A 15,667-nucleotide genomic window follows, 5' to 3' on the forward strand; every position below is an offset into this window, starting at 1 on the left:
GCCCTCAGCCGTGAATACCTGCTTTTTCCTCATTGGAAATCGTATTGGCATCATAACCGTGCGCTTCGTGGAGAGCTTTGCGCACCCCCGCTTCATAGTCCGGATGGATCAGCTTGAAATGGCCGAGCTGACGCTCAATGATGAAAGCCGGTACACCGCCCATTGCCGCAGCAATATTGGAAAACAGACGTGCTTTTTCCCCATCATTGAAGAGATTAAACAAAGCGCGCGGCTGTGAATAATCATCATTACCAATACGGTGATTATAGCGATCTGCATCACCACTAATTTTCAACGGTGGCTCTTTGGCAGCAGGCTGCTCAACCGGACCATTAAACGAATTCGGCTCATAATAAGCATCCGGATTGCCGGTTGCGATACCGCCAAATGTATTCATCTGACCATCGCGGTGATAGTGATGCACTGGGCATTTCGGCTGATTGACCGGAATATGCTCATAATGCGTGCCCAAACGGTGACGATGCGCATCCGCATAAGAGAACAAGCGTGCCTGCAACATTTTATCTGGTGAATAGCTGATGCCCGGCACAATATTGGAAGGTGAAAAAGCGGCGTTTTCCACTTCCGCAAAATAGTTTTCCGGATTGCGGTTTAATTCCATCACACCAATATCAATCGGCGGATAGTCCGCATGCGGCCAGACTTTGGTCAGATCAAACGGGTTATAAGCTGTCTTGTCGGCATCCGCTTCAGGCATGATCTGTACCTGAACTTTCCAACGCGGGAACTCGCCTTTTTCAATGGAGCCGTAGAGATCTTCCTGTGTTGATTCACGGGTTTTACCCACGACATGCTCAGCCTCATCATTTGTCCAATGCTTATGACCTTGCATGGTTTTAAAGTGGAATTTCACCCAGTAGCGCTCGCCCTGATCATTCCAGAAGGAATAGGTGTGCGAACCATAACCATTGATGTGGCGCACATCCGTTGGCAGACCACGGTCAGACATCAGGATTGTCACCTGATGCAGGCTTTCCGGCGATAGTGACCAGAAATCCCACATAGCAGTGGCCGAGCGCAAATTGGTTTTTGGATGGCGTTTTTGCGTATGGATAAAGTCAGGGAACTTGATCGGATCACGCACGAAAAACACCGGCGTATTATTGCCAACCAGATCCCAGTTGCCTTCGGGTGTATAGAATTTCAAAGCAAAGCCACGCACGTCGCGCTCGGCATCTGCTGCACCCTGCTCACCGGCAACAGTTGAAAATCGCGCCAGCATCGGAGTGACTGTGCCCGGCTGCAACACGGCCGCCTTGGTATATTTGGAAATGTCGCCGGTAATGGTCAGAGTGCCATGCGCGCCCCAGCCTTTAGCGTGAACAGCACGCTCAGGAATACGCTCACGGTTTTGATGTGCCAGCTTTTCAATCAGCTGATAATCCTGCATCAAAACCGGTCCGCGCTCACCGGCGGTCAATGAATTCTGATTGTCTGGAACAGGTGCGCCACCGGTTGTGGTCATAAACGGGCGATCGGTCATAAATGGTCTCTCCCTTTTGATATAAACATGTTAAATGCCCCTGATAAGGGCTAAAAGGCACGTCTATCTTTTCAAGTCTCTCACAGACGCGCTGTTTGATAAAGCCAATTTAGAACACTTCTTATAATAATCTCTAATTGCATTTTCATGAAACATTGATAGTATTTTCTTATCATGTTTACAGTCAGACAAATGCGCTATTTCGAGGCGCTCGCCACCACCCTGCATTTCCGCAAAGCTGCCGAAACAGTGCATGTTTCGCAGCCAGCTCTCTCAGCGCAGATCGCCGAGATGGAAGATCTTGCCGGTGCACCGCTTTTTGAGCGCACCCAAAGAAGCGTGATTATCACGGAACTGGGGCAAATATTACGCCCGCGCATTCAGGCCATTTTGCTGGATATTCAGGCGCTTGAAGATATTACCGCGATTAACAAGGGCTTGCTCAGCACACGGATGCGGCTCGGTATTATCCCGACTATCGCGCCCTATATTGTGCCGCTGCTGATCCCGTTATTACGGGAAAAATATCCGCAATTCCGGCTGGAACTGCGCGAGGCAATGACGGCGCGCTTGCTGGAAGATCTCAATAATGGCGAATTGGATGCGATCGTGGCAGCGCTTCCTATTGAAGATGATCGTCTGGCACATACTCCGCTTTTCAATGACCGTTTTCTGATTGCCACCGCCAGCAATGATACCGATATTCTCGATGGCCCAATGACACAGGATCGCGTTGCGCTTGACCGCCTGTTGCTTTTGGAGGAAGGCCATTGCCTGCGTGATCAGGCGCTGGAATTTTGCACCAAGCCGCACCAACGCCAATTGGTGAAATATGGCGCTACCAGCATGACCACCTTGCTACAAATGGTCAGCCACGGCATGGGGCTGACGCTTATTCCTGAAATTGCTGTTCGGGCCGAAGCCTCACACATGAAAATGCGGATTATCCCGTTTGAAGGTGAGCAGCCATCCCGCGAGATCGGCATGTTATGGCGCCGCCAAAGTTTGCGCCGCGCTGATTTCATGGCGCTTTCCCAATGTATTGCGCAAACGGTCGCGCAGCTTAAAATCAGCGATCATGAGCTGCAAACCCTCTCACAAACACCTTAAAAGTAACACGAAAAAAGCCCGCCTGAAGAGGCGGGCTTTTTAAATTCAAACAATCCGGCAAGCTGATTATGCGCTTGGGTAGTTCGGGCTTTCACGGGTGATAGTTACACCATGTGAATGGCTTTCACGTAAGCCTGCATTGGAAATACGCACGAAAGTTGCCTTTTCGCGGAATTCAGCCAAGTTTTTCGCACCCACATAGCCCATCGATGCGCGCAGACCACCAGCAAGCTGATGCAGCACATTGCCGACAGGGCCTTTATAAGCAACCTGACCTTCAATACCTTCCGGCACCAGTTTCAGCTCGTCACGTACTTCCGCCTGGAAGTAACGGTCAGCAGAACCGCGAGCCATTGCACCAACCGAGCCCATGCCGCGGTAAGCTTTGAATGAACGACCCTGATGCAGGTAAACTTCGCCCGGGCTTTCTTCTGTACCAGCCAGCAGCGAACCAGCCATAGCAGCAACCGCACCAGCAGCCAGTGCCTTGGCGAAATCACCGGAGAACTTGATACCGCCGTCAGCGATCACCGGAATATTGTGCTTTTGTGCCACTTCAACAGCCGACATAATGGCTGAAAGCTGCGGAACGCCAACACCTGCAACAATACGGGTTGTGCAGATGGAACCTGGGCCGATACCAACTTTAACAGCATCAGCACCGGCATCAATCAGCGCCAATGTGCCACCGGCGGTTGCGACGTTACCAGCCAGAATGCGAACACCGCTGGAAAGTTTTTTGATGCGGGTCACAGCATCGAGAACGCGCTGTGAGTGACCGTGGGCTGTATCAACAACCAACAGGTCAACACCGGCATCAATCAAACGCTCGGCACGTTCAAAACCATCTTCACCAACGCTGGTGGCAGCAGCGGCACGAAGGCGACCCTGCGCATCTTTTGCTGCATTCGGGTTCAGTTGGGTTTTTTCGATGTCTTTAACAGTGATCAGACCAACGCAACGGCCGGCATCATCAACAACCAGCAGTTTTTCAATACGATGTTGGTGCAGAAGACGCTTGGCTTCTTCCTGATCGACATTTTCACGCACAGTGATCAGGTTTTCATGGGTCATCAGCTCATGAATTTTCTGATCAGGATTGGATGCAAAACGCACATCGCGGTGGGTCAGGATACCAACCAAACGGCCTGGTGTACCGCTTGTGCCTTCAACAACCGGAATACCAGAAATGTGATAAGATGCCATCAAAGCCTGTGCTTCAGCCAAGGTGGCATCCGGGCCGATGGTAACCGGATTGATAACCATTCCGGATTCAAATTTCTTAACGCGGCGAACTTCTTCAGCCTGGCGTTCCGGTGTCAGGTTACGGTGAATAACGCCGATACCGCCAGCCTGTGCCATCGCAATGGCCAGACGCGATTCGGTTACTGTATCCATCGCAGCTGAAAGCAGCGGCAGGTTAAGTTCAATATCACCGGCAATAATTGTGCGCAGATCTGTCTGACCCGGCATCACTTCAGAGTGACCCGGCTGCAGAAGCACATCATCAAATGTAAGGGCTAAATGTCCCGTAGGCGTTTCAATAATTTTTGCCATTGCCAGTTCCTTTAAATAACAAAAGGCTGCTCAGACTAACGTGGGGGCAGAGCAGCGGATTCTCAAGTATTTTTCCTTGGATTGGCACGGGCTGGTAACACGAATATGGCAAAATGAAAAGTCAAGAATAAAAACTATTTGTTGTAACTCTCGATTTTGTGAAAATTCCCCGAGAAAACAGTGCATATCGCTGTGGCTTGGTGCCAGCGGCTGCCTTTTAAATTTTTAAACCGCAATGAATCTTAAAAATGGCGCTTGACGTGGGAACATTCCCGCCTAATACTTTAAGCATAAACTATTTCCAAAACCGGCGAAGATCGGTGCGGCACAAAAGGGAACATATCATGCGTATCGTCTGCATCGGCGGTGGTCCGGCAGGGCTGTATTTTGCACTTTTGATGAAGAAACTGCACCCCGAACATCATATTCGTGTGGTTGAGCGCAACCGCCCTTATGATACATTCGGCTGGGGGGTGGTGTTTTCTGATGCGACCATGGAATCCATGCAGGAATGGGACACGAAAAGCGCCAATGAAATTCAGGATGCTTTCAACCATTGGGACGATATTGAGGTGCTTTTCAAAGGCACCAGACAGCGCACATCCGGCCATGGCTTTGTTGGGATCGGGCGCAAAAAACTGCTTAATATTTTGCAGCGCCGCTGTGAGGAACTGGGCGTCGAGCTTATTTTTGAAACCGAGGTTAACAGTGATCTCGATTATCCCGATGCTGATCTGATCATTGCCAGTGACGGCGTAAATTCTAAAATCCGCAATCATTATGTCGATATTTTCAAGCCGGATATGCTGAAACGGCCAAACCGTTTTATCTGGCTCGGCACTGACAAACTCTATGATGCCTTTACTTTTGATTTCCGCAAAACCGATCACGGCTGGTTTCAGGCGCATATTTATAAGTTTGACGACCAGACCTCGACATTCATTATCGAAACCACCGAAGACACCTATCAGGCTTCCGGTTTTGACAAAATGGATCAGGATGAAGCCATCCACTTTTGTGAGAACCTGTTTGCAGAAGTGCTTGAAGGCGCATCGCTTAAAAGCAATGCCCGCCATCTGCGCGGCTCGGCATGGCTTAATTTCAACCGTCTGATTTGCGAAAAATGGAGCCATTTTAACGGCCAGTCGCATGTGGTACTGATGGGCGATGCAGCACATACCGCGCATTTTGCCATTGGCTCCGGCACCAAACTTGCCATTGATGATGCAATTGAACTGACCCGTCAGTTTGAAATTCATGGCCATGACAAAAGCCATATTCCGGCAGTGCTGGAAGATTACGAAGAAATCCGCCGCGTTGATGTGGCACGTATTCAAAATGCAGCACGCAATGCGATGGAGTGGTTTGAAGTGGTCGGCCACCGTTATGCCGACGTACTGGAACCGGAACAATTTATGTATTCTATGCTGACCCGCTCGCAGCGTATCAGCCATGAAAACCTGCGTCTGCGCGATGCCACATGGCTGGAAAATTACGAGCGTTGGTTTGCCAAGCATGCAGGCCTTACCGTGACGGATGAGCGCGCATTGCCGCCGATGTTTACGCCTTATACGATGCGGGGCACAACACTGCCAAACCGCATCGTAATGTCGCCGATGGCAATGTATTCGGCGGAAGATGGCCTGATCAATGATTTCCACATGGTGCATTTAGGCAGCCGTGCCATTGGTGGTGCGGGGTTGATTTTTGCCGAAATGACCTGCGTCTCACCCGATGCCCGCATCACGCCAGGCTGTCTGGGATTGTGGAATGACGAGCAGACCGAAGGCTGGAAACGCTTAGTCAATTTCATCCATCAAAACAGTTCGGCCAAGGTCGGCATTCAGCTTGGCCATGCAGGGCGTAAAGGTGCGACTAAAGTGGCGTGGGAAGGCATTGACCAACCGCTGGAAACTGGTGGCTGGCCGCTCTATTCCGCTTCGGCAATGCCTTATCTCACACATGGTGTCACCCCAAAGGCCATGGATCGCGCCGATATGGACCGTGTTAAAGCCGACTTTATCGCCGCCACCAAACGCGCCGCTGAAACCGGTGCCGATTGGTTGGAGCTGCACGTTGCGCACGGCTATTTACTGGCAAGCTTCCTGTCGCCGCTGACCAATATCCGTGACGATGAATATGGTGGCAGCCACGCAAACCGTGCCCGCTATCCGCTGGAAGTGTTTGAAGCGGTGCGTGCCCATTGGCCGGAAGACAAGCCTATTTCCGTGCGTCTTTCCTGCCATGACTGGGTGGAAGGCGGCAACACACCAGATGATGCTGCCATCTTTGCACAGATGTTCAAAGACGCCGGTGCGGATATGATTGACTGCTCCTCCGGCCAGACATCAAAGGCTGAAAAGCCGGTCTATGGCCGTCTGTTCCAGACACCGTTTTCCGATAAAATCCGCAATGAAGTGGGCATTCCGACCATTGCTGTCGGTGCGATTTCCGAAGCTGATCACGCCAATTCCATTCTGGCAGCAGGGCGTGCCGATCTTTGTGCGGTAGCGCGTCCGCATCTGGCCGATAATGCATGGATTTTGCATGAAGCAGCCAAAATCGGCATTAAAAACATTCCTTGGCCGAAGCAATATTACACGGCCAAATATCAGTATGAAGCCAATCTTGAACGAGCGGCGGCGCAAAAATAACAACAGGAAATGTCATGCAAAAAGGTGAAGCCATGCTGAACGGCCATCATGCATTGATCACCGGTGCCGGTTCGGGCATCGGTGAAGAAATTGCACGCCAGCTTCACGCGGCAGGCGCCAGGGTAACGCTGGCCGGACGCCGCAGCGAGCCACTGCAAAAGCTGGCTGAAGAGCTAGGCGAGAGCAGCTTTGCGCTTGGCAATTTTGATGTAACCTCTGCTGCCTCCATCAGTGCCGGACTTGCAAAAGCACGCGACCAGTTTGGCACTATTTCCATTCTTATCAACAATGCCGGACAAGCGCCTACCGCTCCTTTTGAAAAGATGAGCGACGAGCAATGGGACGAAATAATCGCCGTTAATCTGACCAGTGTTTTCCGGCTGTCGCGTGCGGTGCTGCCGGATTTAAAACACTATGGCGAAGGGGCAAGGCTTATCAATATTGCCTCCACCGCAGGGCTTAAAGGCTATAGTTATGTTTCGGGCTATTGCGCGGCCAAACATGGGGTTATCGGCCTGACCCGTGCACTGGCACAGGAGCTCGCCAAAACCGGCATCACCGTCAATGCGGTTTGCCCCGGCTTTACCGACACGCCGCTTATTCAGCAATCAATTGAGAATATCGTCAATATAACCGGACGCAGCCCGCAAGAAGCCTTGGCAACATTTACCCAAACCAATCCGCAAGGCCGTCTCATTCAGCCGCGGGAAGTTGCCAGTTGCGTTTTATGGCTTGTGAGCCCCGCCAGCGGTGCCATTAACGGGCAAGCTATCAGCGTCTCGGGAGGAGAAATATAATCATGGTTACAACAAGCAGTATGGGCGCGATGCAAAAGCCTTTTAAAGACTATACGCCTAAGCATTTTCTGTGGTCGGTCAGTGATGATGGGCGCGTGGCGACATTGACCCTTAACCGGCCGGAGCGCAAAAACCCGCTGACTTTTGAAAGCTATGCCGAGATGCGCGATTTATTTCGTGATCTGGTCTATGCCAGCGATATTCGCACGGTTATTTTAAAGGGATCGGGTGGCAATTTCTGTTCCGGCGGTGATGTGTTTGAAATCATCGAGCCACTGACCAAAATGACCATGCCCGATCTGTTGGCCTTTACCCGCATGACTGGCGATCTCGTCAAAGCGATGCGTAATTGCCCGCAGCAAATTATTGCCTCTGTTGATGGGGTTTGTGCCGGTGCCGGTGCGATACTTGCCATGGCCGCAGACTTGCGTCTCGCCACCCCAGAAGCAAAAACTGCATTTCTGTTTACCCGTGTTGGCTTAGCCGGTGCAGATATGGGTGCTTGCGGAATTCTGCCGCGGCTGATTGGTCAGGGACGCGCCGCCGAACTGCTTTATACCGGACGCTCGATGAGCGCGACGGAAGGCGAAACATGGGGCTTTTATAATGGGCTTCATGCACAAGAAGAGCTGGACGCGGCAGCTGAAAAGCTTGCCCGCACCATTGCTGACGGCCCGTGGTTTGCCCATGGCATGACCAAAAACATGCTCAATCAGGAATGGTCGATGGGCTTGAATGAATTGCTGGAAGCCGAAGCTCAGGCGCAAGCCATCTGCATGGCCACAAAGGATTTTACCCGCGCCTTTGAAGCTTTTGCCAATAAGCAACGACCTCATTTTGAAGGAAATTAAGGCGATGGATAAAACCAGCCTTTCCCCTTCAACTGACCATTTAGAATGGCCGTTCTTTAATGAAAGCCATAAGGCTATTCACGCGCAATTCCATGGCTTTGCCACCAGTGGCGCGCTTGATGATGTCAATCATGAAGATACCGACAACAGCTGCCGTAAACTGGTGAGACAACTTGGCGAAGCCGGGCTTTTAGCCATTGCGACAGGCAATGCAGGGAAGAGCGAAATTGATTCCCGTGCTGTATGTCTCGCACGCGAAACACTGGCCTGGCATGATGGCTTGGCGGATTTTGCCTTTGCCATGCAAGGGCTTGGAACCGGCGCCATCGGCCTTGCCGGTTCAGATCAATTGAAACAAGACGTCTTGCCAAAAGTCACCAGCGGTGAATGGATTGCGGGCTTTGCACTTTCGGAAGAAGAGGCTGGCTCTGATGTTGCAGCCATGCAATGCTCCGCCACCCGTGAAGGCGACTATTATGTGCTGAACGGCGAAAAAACATGGATTTCCAATGGCGGCATTGCCGATGTCTATACGCTTTTTGCCAGAACCGGCGAAGCACCGGGCACAAGAGGCATTTCAGCTTTTGTCGTCTATGCCACTGATCCGGGTTTTTCTGTCACCAAGCGCATTGATGTGATCGCGCCGCATCCATTAGCAACCATCCGTTTTGACAATTGCCGCATTCCGGCCAACCGATTGCTGGGCAATGCCGGTGAAGGCTTTAAAATTGCCATGCGCACGCTCGATATTTTCCGTGCGTCTGTTGCTGCTGCCTCATTGGGCTTTGCCCGCCGTGCCTTGGATGAAGCGCTTCACCACGCCAAAAACCGCAATATGTTTGGCGCGAAACTCATCGATTTACAGCTCACCCAAGCAGCGCTGGGCGATATGGCAACCGACATTGATGCGGCAGCCCTCCTCACCTATCGCGCGGCATGGCGGCGCGATGTGCAAAAGCTCCCCACCACCCGTGAAGCGGCAATGGCAAAAATGCAGGCTTCTGAAATGGCGCAACAGGTGATTGACCGCGCCGTACAGATGTTTGGCGGGCGCGGGGTCGCACGCGGTGAAGTGGTTGAAAGCCTCTATCGCGAAATACGAGCTTTGCGCATTTATGAAGGGGCGACCGAGGTGCAAAAACTCATCATCGCCCGCGAATTGATAAAAGCCTAAAAACTTAAACCTGCTCGCATGAGCGCCGACCAATCATTGGCCGTGAAGGCTCTTAATTTATCCGGAGTAGATATGAAAAAAATCTTGCAACCTGAAGGTTGGGCAGCACCAATCGGCTATGCCAATGGCATCGAAGCCAAGGGACGCACCATTTTTGTCGGCGGACAAATCGGCTGGAACGGTCAATGCGAATTTGAAACCGATGATTTTGTCGGTCAAGTGCGCCAAACTTTGCAAAATATCGTCGATGTATTGGCGGTGGCCGGTGCAGGGCCTGAACATCTGACCTCGATGACATGGTATTTTATCGACAAGAAAGAATATCTCGACAATATGAAAGGCATTGGCCAAGCCTATCGTGAGGTGATCGGCAAAAACTTTCCGGCCATGGCCGCCATGCAGGTGGTGGCGCTCATTGAAGACCGCGCAAAAATCGAAATTCAGGCAACTGCGGTTATTCCTGAGTAAGCCCAATTGACGAAAGGCTGCCTGATGACGAGCTCCCATCCAAGCACAGAATTTTCCGATACAATCAGCGCGATTGTTGAAAATCATGTCATGCTGATTACCATCAACAACCCACCGGTTAACGCAATCAGCGCCTCGGTAAGACAGGGTTTGATGGCAGCTTTGGATCAGGCAGCAACATCAGACATCATTCAAGGTGTAGTGATAACCGGCGCTGGCAGCACATTTGTTGCCGGTGCCGATATTAAAGAATTTGGGCAGCCCGTCACCGAGCCAACTCTGCCGCAAGTGACTGAGCGTCTGGCAAATTTTAATAAAACCATCATTGCCGCCGTCAATGGGGCGGCTTTGGGCGGCGGGGCTGAAATTGCCATTGCCTGTCATGGCCGTGTGGCCAGTGGAAAAAGTAGTTTTGGGATGCCGGAGGTGAAGCTCGGTCTGGTGCCCGGCGCTGGCGGCACACAACGTCTGCCGCGCCTGATTGCGGCTGACCTAGCACTTGATATAATCGGCACCGGCCGCACGCTTAAAAGCACTGAAAGCTTGGCAGCCGGACTGATTGATGAACTTACAGATGAAGACAACCTGATAGTGTGCGCAAAAAATGCAAGCCTCAAACCAGCAGCAAAGCGCGTGACACCGCACTATGATGCACAAAAATTCGCCAATATTAAAACCGGTATTTTGCGTAAAAGCCGCGGACAAAATGCACCATTAAAGGCAGTTGAGCTGGTGGAACTCAGCCAACAGCTCGATTTAAGCCAAGGCTTGGGCCAAGAGCGACAAATCTTCCTGCAATTACGCGACAGTGATGAAGCTAAAGCACTGCGCCATGTTTTCTTTGCTGAGCGTACCGCTAAAAAACCCGCAATGCTGGAAGGTGTAAGCCCGGAAGATATTAAAATTTTAGGTGTTGTCGGCATGGGGCTGATGGGCTCCGGCATCATCGTCTCAGCACTCAATGCCGGTTATCAGGTGATCGGCGTTGAACAAACAGAAGAAGCAGCGCTCGCCGGACATCAGCGCATCTTGAATATTTTAGAGAAAAACCTGCAATCCGGCCGCTTGAATAGAGAAGGCTTTGAGCGTCAGAAAAAAGCGCTGATCATTGCCGGAACTCTGGAAAGCCTTGCACCTGCTGATCTTGTCATTGAAGCGGTATTTGATGATTTTGACGTCAAGGCAAAACTGTTTCAGGCACTGGATCAGATTGTGCGTGCCAGTGCCATCCTTGCCACCAATACCAGCTATTTAAACCCGAATGACATTGCCGCCGCCACAATTTATCCGCAGCGCGTTATCGGCATGCACTTCTTTTCGCCAGCCCATATTATGCGGTTGGTGGAAGTCATTCACACCTCACATTCAAGCCTTGAGGCTGTTGCCAGTGGCTTTGCCGTCGCCAACAAGCTCAAAAAACTGCCGATTTTAAGCGGTGTCACTGAAGGCTTTATCGGCAACAGCATTTTCTCAGCCTATCGGCGCGAGGCAGAGTTTTTACTCGAAGACGGCGCTCTCCCGCATGAGATTGATGCGGCCTTGGAAGACTATGGTTTTGCCATGGGGCTTTTTGCCGTTTACGATATGGCCGGCCTGGAAATTGCCTGGGCAAAGCGCAAGCGCGAGGCGCTTAACCGTGATCCGCAATTGCGCTATGTCAAAATTGCCGATCAGCTTTGCGAGCTTGGGCGCTTTGGTCAAAAATCCGGTCTTGGCTGGTATCAATACACACAAGGCAAACGCGAAATTGATCCGGTCGTCACGGAACTCATTGCTGCTGCGCGCCGTGAAAAAAACATCACACCGCAAAGCTTTACCAAAGAGCAGATACAGGAACGCCTGCTGCAAGCAATGCAAGCCCAAGGCAATCTGTTGTTACAAACTGGCATTGCAGCCAGCGCCAGCGACATTGATCTGGTAATGATCAATGGCTACGGTTTTCCGTCCCATAAAGGCGGGCCAATGTTTGCCAGTGGCGCTTTTGATTAATCACCTGCTTTAAACAATTTTATGCCCAAAGTGACAAACTCACTCATTGCGCGTTTACTTTTATGCTTTATTGGGTGAAATAATTCTATTTCAGCCGATACAGGGATCATATCATGGCCAATAATGCGCAAATACCTGAAGGGGAAGCTTCATCCCGCGACCCGTATAAGGATCGCAAAAGCCTTGAATTTTCATTTCGGGCCAAACGCTTCGAGCATATCCGTAAATTAATTGAAGCAGCGCTAGCTGAAAAAGAGAAAGTCGAAATTCTTGATCTCGGCGGCTCGGAAAAATATTGGCTGATCGGTGAAGATTTCATCAATCAATATCGTGACCGCTTGCATTTCACTCTGATCAACCCAGAAAAGCAGGAAGAAAAGAATACTGATCTTTTCACCTTCATGATCGGTGATGCGACGGCACCTGATCTGTTTGCCGGTCAAAGCTTTGACATTGTTCACTCCAACTCAGTCATAGAACACGTGGGCGATTGGGATGCTATCACCCGTTTTGCCGAAAACACCCGCCGCTTAGGCAAGCGTTATTATATGCAGACACCCAATTACTGGTTTGCCTATGAACCGCATTTCCGCTTTATCGGTTTCCATTGGCTGCCGGTTACTGTCCGCGTTTGGCTGATGACTAAAATGCGCCTTGGTTTTTTCCCGCGCATGGAAAGTGCTGAAGAAGCACGCGAGCATGTAGAATCTATCCGCCTACTGAATAAAAAACAGGTCGAACGCCTCTTTCCAGATGCCAAGATTGAGTATGAAATGATTGCTGGTATGGCCAAGTCAATCATGGCTATACGTGGCTAATCCTAAGTAATAAAGCGCATCAAAATGCCACTAGATTACATTCTAGTGGCATTTTTTCTATCAGCCAAGCTGGTTCAGACGATGGGTTTCTGCTTCCAAGCGCCTTATCCAGCGCCGTGTCATCAAGACAGCAACCATCGCCAGACCTGCGGCCAGACCAACCCAGATGCCCATGCCTTTCCAGTCTGCCCAGAAAGCAAGCGCTGCCCCCAGCGGCAAACCGATGCCCCAATAGCCAAGCAATGCCAGAAACATCGGAATGCGCGTATCTTGCAGCCCTCGTAACATACCTGCGGCAACCACCTGCCCGCCGTCAAAAATCTGGAACACTGCCGCCAAAATCAGGAAAGATGCCGCCAGCGGTATCACATCCACATTGACCGGATCATGCAGATTCAAGAAAGCGCCGATAAAGAATTTCGGCATAACCGTCATGAGCAATGCCATCAGCGCCATAAAGCCGATGCCGAGCATATAAGAGCTCCAACCGGCATAATAAAGCCCCTTGGCATCCCGCGCCCCATAGGCACGCCCGACACGTACTGTCGCCACCTGCCCGAAACCAAGCGGCACCATAAAGCTCAAACTTGCAATCTGCATCGCAACCGCATGGGCAGCCAGCGATGTCGGACCGATTTTACCCATCATCAAAACAGCCGCATAGAAAATGGAGGATTCAAACACAAAGGTCAGCCCCATAGGCAAACCCAAGCGCCAAAGCTCCAGCAAACGTGGCCAATCAGGGCGCCAGAAACGGCCAAACATAGCATAACGACGGAATTTCTTATGGGTGACAATCACCAATGCCAGCCCGAAGAACATCATCCAGCTGGACATGGTGGTCGCAATCCCTGCCCCACGCAATCCCAAGGCCGGTAAGCCGAAATGACCGAAAATCAAGCTCCATGCCGCAAGCGCGTTAAAGACAATAGCCATCATCGCAATCAGCAATGTCCAGAGCGGTTTTTCAAGTGCAGCCAAAAACGAGCGCAGCACGATATAGCCAAGATAAGGCAGCAACGCCCATTGCAGCGTGTGCATCAGCTCGATTGAGCGCGCGGCCACATCCGGACGCTGACCAAGGGCTATAAAAATATGCTCCGCATTCCACAACATGATCCAAAACGGAACGGAGATCATGATGGCTGTCCATAAACCCTGACGCACAGTGCGGCGAACTTCACGCACTGAATGTCTGTTTTTACCCAGAGTGATCGCCACCATCGGCATGACGGCTGTGACCAGCCCCATGCAGAAAATCATGGTGGTGTGGTAAAAACTGGTTGAAAGCACAGCCGAAGCCAAAGTATCCGGCCCCAAACGACCGATCAGAATAACGTCCGTGGCGGTGAGAGCTGCTTGTGACAAATTGGTGAGGATGAGCGGCCATCCCAGCTTCATAGCGCTTATGAATTCAGCGCACCAGCGTGCTGTGCCACTTGCGGGCATTATATATGTTGTCATGCAAACAGCCTCCGGCACTGCACTTCACAAATTGCGATTTACAGGTGAGCAATGCCATTATAAAAATGTTCATCAAGATACTGATAAATCTTCAGAACCTAACCGTTATCAGAGCTATTAAGATAATCAACACCGCAATTAGATTTAATGATGCTAATAAAGCATTATAAGTCAGCCTAAACCAAGCAGGAGTGCATGATGCCGCTGGTCAGAATTTCCATGTTTCCAGGTCGTAGTGACGAGAAAAAACAACAACTCGCACAAGAAATAACTGAATGTTTCGAGCGGGTCTGGAACAATAAACCGGAAGGCATCACCATCATTTTTGATGAGGTGGAAAAATCAGACTGGATTGTCGGCGGCGTACCTTACTCCAAAAAATAATTGACCAATAAAAAACACCCCAGTTTTGAGTAAAACAGGGGTGTTTGATCATTGAGAATGACGAAAATCTTACTTCTCGACGAAAGCCTTTTCGATCACAAAGTGACCAGCAGAGCTTTGACTGCCTTCTTCCAGACCCTGACCTTCCAAAATCTCGCGCATTTCCGCAAGCATTTCAGGACTGCCGCACAGCATCATACGGTCTTTTTCTTTATCAAAGGCCGGCATATTGATGTCGGTGAACAATTTACCTGAACGGATCAGATCGGTCATGCGACCCTGATTTTCATAAGCTTCACGGGTGACTGTCGGATAGTAAATCAGCTTTTCACGCACCATTTCGCCTAAGAACTCGTCTTCTGGCAATTCTTTGGTGATGAAATCTTTATAGGCCAACTCACCGACTTCGCGCACGCCATGCACCAGAATAACCTTATTGTAGCGCTCGTAAACTTCCAGATCACGGATGATCGAAAGAAACGGTGCAAGGCCGGTGCCGGTAGACAACAGCCAGAGATTTTCACCCGGCAAAAGATTGTCATAAAGCAATGTGCCAACCGGCTTTTTACCGGCCAGAATCTTGTCACCCACCTGCAAATGCTGCAAGCGTGATGTCAGCGGACCATTGGGCACCTTGATGGAGAAAAACTCCATCTGCTCATCATAAATGCTGCTGGCAATGGAATAAGCGCGCAGCAATGGTTTGCCTTCGACCTCAAGGCCGATCATGATGAACTGGCCGCTTTGAAAACGGAAACCCTGATCACGCGTGGTGCGGAAAGAAAACAACCGGTCTGTCCAGTGGTGAACTTCAAGGACGGTTTCCTGATTGAAATTGCTCATGATGGAATGTGTCTCTGCTTTGCTACCAGATTGATACCTGAGGGCTTGGGAAAC

Annotated in this window: 13 protein-coding genes; 9 read left to right on the plus strand and 4 right to left on the minus strand. The window is 50.7% G+C overall.

Annotated elements, in window-relative coordinates; genetic code table 11:
- Window positions 1–4: 4 nt before the first annotated feature.
- Window positions 5–1,504 carry a catalase KatA gene (katA, locus tag ABDZ76_RS03620; protein ID WP_343801442.1) on the minus strand — a complete coding sequence of 500 codons (1,500 nt, stop codon included), beginning with the start codon at window positions 1,502–1,504 and terminating at the stop codon, window positions 5–7.
- Between the two features lie 174 nt (window positions 1,505–1,678).
- On the opposite strand from katA, the gene ABDZ76_RS03625 reads away from it, so the two are divergent.
- Window positions 1,679–2,614 carry a hydrogen peroxide-inducible genes activator gene (locus ABDZ76_RS03625; RefSeq protein WP_343801445.1) on the plus strand — a complete coding sequence of 312 codons (936 nt, stop codon included), beginning with the start codon at window positions 1,679–1,681 and terminating at the stop codon, window positions 2,612–2,614.
- Window positions 2,615–2,680: 66 nt separating this feature from the next.
- Here ABDZ76_RS03625 and guaB read toward each other — a convergent pair whose 3' ends face one another.
- On the minus strand, window positions 2,681–4,171 hold the full coding sequence (gene guaB / locus ABDZ76_RS03630; RefSeq protein ID WP_184221155.1) for an IMP dehydrogenase: 1,491 nt from the start codon (window positions 4,169–4,171) through the stop codon (window positions 2,681–2,683).
- A 344-nt stretch (window positions 4,172–4,515) separates the two neighbouring features.
- Here guaB and ABDZ76_RS03635 point away from each other — a divergent pair, with 344 nt between their 5' ends.
- From ABDZ76_RS03635 to ABDZ76_RS03665, 7 genes are all read left to right on the plus strand, one after another.
- Window positions 4,516–6,825, plus strand: coding sequence for a bifunctional salicylyl-CoA 5-hydroxylase/oxidoreductase (locus ABDZ76_RS03635; RefSeq protein WP_343801449.1), 2,310 nt, complete (start codon window positions 4,516–4,518; stop codon window positions 6,823–6,825).
- A 14-nt stretch (window positions 6,826–6,839) separates the two neighbouring features.
- A complete protein-coding gene (locus tag ABDZ76_RS03640; RefSeq protein ID WP_343801452.1) occupies window positions 6,840–7,622 on the plus strand; it encodes an SDR family NAD(P)-dependent oxidoreductase in 783 nt (260 codons plus the stop codon).
- 2 nt (window positions 7,623–7,624) lie between these two features.
- Window positions 7,625–8,473 carry an enoyl-CoA hydratase family protein gene (locus ABDZ76_RS03645; protein ID WP_374844525.1) on the plus strand — a complete coding sequence of 283 codons (849 nt, stop codon included), beginning with the start codon at window positions 7,625–7,627 and terminating at the stop codon, window positions 8,471–8,473.
- 4 nt (window positions 8,474–8,477) lie between these two features.
- Window positions 8,478–9,647: an acyl-CoA dehydrogenase family protein gene (locus ABDZ76_RS03650; protein WP_343801455.1), complete on the plus strand. Its 1,170-nt coding sequence runs from the start codon at window positions 8,478–8,480 to the stop codon at window positions 9,645–9,647.
- Window positions 9,648–9,719: 72 nt separating this feature from the next.
- Window positions 9,720–10,115: a RidA family protein gene (locus ABDZ76_RS03655; protein WP_343801458.1), complete on the plus strand. Its 396-nt coding sequence runs from the start codon at window positions 9,720–9,722 to the stop codon at window positions 10,113–10,115.
- A gap of 24 nt (window positions 10,116–10,139) precedes the next feature.
- A complete protein-coding gene (locus tag ABDZ76_RS03660; RefSeq protein WP_343801461.1) occupies window positions 10,140–12,104 on the plus strand; it encodes a 3-hydroxyacyl-CoA dehydrogenase NAD-binding domain-containing protein in 1,965 nt (654 codons plus the stop codon).
- Between the two features lie 113 nt (window positions 12,105–12,217).
- Window positions 12,218–12,922: a class I SAM-dependent methyltransferase gene (locus ABDZ76_RS03665; RefSeq protein WP_343801464.1), complete on the plus strand. Its 705-nt coding sequence runs from the start codon at window positions 12,218–12,220 to the stop codon at window positions 12,920–12,922.
- 60 nt (window positions 12,923–12,982) lie between these two features.
- On the opposite strand, the gene ABDZ76_RS03670 is transcribed toward ABDZ76_RS03665, so the two are convergent.
- On the minus strand, window positions 12,983–14,386 hold the full coding sequence (locus ABDZ76_RS03670) for an MATE family efflux transporter (protein ID WP_343801467.1): 1,404 nt from the start codon (window positions 14,384–14,386) through the stop codon (window positions 12,983–12,985).
- Window positions 14,387–14,581: 195 nt separating this feature from the next.
- Between ABDZ76_RS03670 and ABDZ76_RS03675 the strand changes: the two genes are divergently transcribed.
- Window positions 14,582–14,770: a tautomerase family protein gene (locus tag ABDZ76_RS03675; protein WP_343801470.1), complete on the plus strand. Its 189-nt coding sequence runs from the start codon at window positions 14,582–14,584 to the stop codon at window positions 14,768–14,770.
- A gap of 69 nt (window positions 14,771–14,839) precedes the next feature.
- Here the strand turns inward: ABDZ76_RS03675 and ABDZ76_RS03680 are convergent, their stop codons facing one another.
- Window positions 14,840–15,616 carry a ferredoxin--NADP reductase gene (locus tag ABDZ76_RS03680; protein ID WP_343803014.1) on the minus strand — a complete coding sequence of 259 codons (777 nt, stop codon included), beginning with the start codon at window positions 15,614–15,616 and terminating at the stop codon, window positions 14,840–14,842.
- Window positions 15,617–15,667: the final 51 nt, after the last annotated feature.

The organism is Paenochrobactrum glaciei (genome assembly GCF_039522165.1).
GTDB classification, from domain to species: domain Bacteria; phylum Pseudomonadota; class Alphaproteobacteria; order Rhizobiales; family Rhizobiaceae; genus Paenochrobactrum; species Paenochrobactrum glaciei.

Coding starts and splice junctions, on each gene's coding strand:
- katA (WP_343801442.1), bottom strand. CDS start 1,504: ATGACCGATCGCCCGTTTATGACCACAACCGGTGGCGCACCTGTTCCA.
- ABDZ76_RS03625 (WP_343801445.1), top strand. CDS start 1,679: ATGTTTACAGTCAGACAAATGCGCTATTTCGAGGCGCTCGCCACCACC.
- guaB (WP_184221155.1), bottom strand. CDS start 4,171: ATGGCAAAAATTATTGAAACGCCTACGGGACATTTAGCCCTTACATTT.
- ABDZ76_RS03635 (WP_343801449.1), top strand. CDS start 4,516: ATGCGTATCGTCTGCATCGGCGGTGGTCCGGCAGGGCTGTATTTTGCA.
- ABDZ76_RS03640 (WP_343801452.1), top strand. CDS start 6,840: ATGCAAAAAGGTGAAGCCATGCTGAACGGCCATCATGCATTGATCACC.
- ABDZ76_RS03645 (WP_374844525.1), top strand. CDS start 7,625: ATGGTTACAACAAGCAGTATGGGCGCGATGCAAAAGCCTTTTAAAGAC.
- ABDZ76_RS03650 (WP_343801455.1), top strand. CDS start 8,478: ATGGATAAAACCAGCCTTTCCCCTTCAACTGACCATTTAGAATGGCCG.
- ABDZ76_RS03655 (WP_343801458.1), top strand. CDS start 9,720: ATGAAAAAAATCTTGCAACCTGAAGGTTGGGCAGCACCAATCGGCTAT.
- ABDZ76_RS03660 (WP_343801461.1), top strand. CDS start 10,140: ATGACGAGCTCCCATCCAAGCACAGAATTTTCCGATACAATCAGCGCG.
- ABDZ76_RS03665 (WP_343801464.1), top strand. CDS start 12,218: ATGGCCAATAATGCGCAAATACCTGAAGGGGAAGCTTCATCCCGCGAC.
- ABDZ76_RS03670 (WP_343801467.1), bottom strand. CDS start 14,386: ATGACAACATATATAATGCCCGCAAGTGGCACAGCACGCTGGTGCGCT.
- ABDZ76_RS03675 (WP_343801470.1), top strand. CDS start 14,582: ATGATGCCGCTGGTCAGAATTTCCATGTTTCCAGGTCGTAGTGACGAG.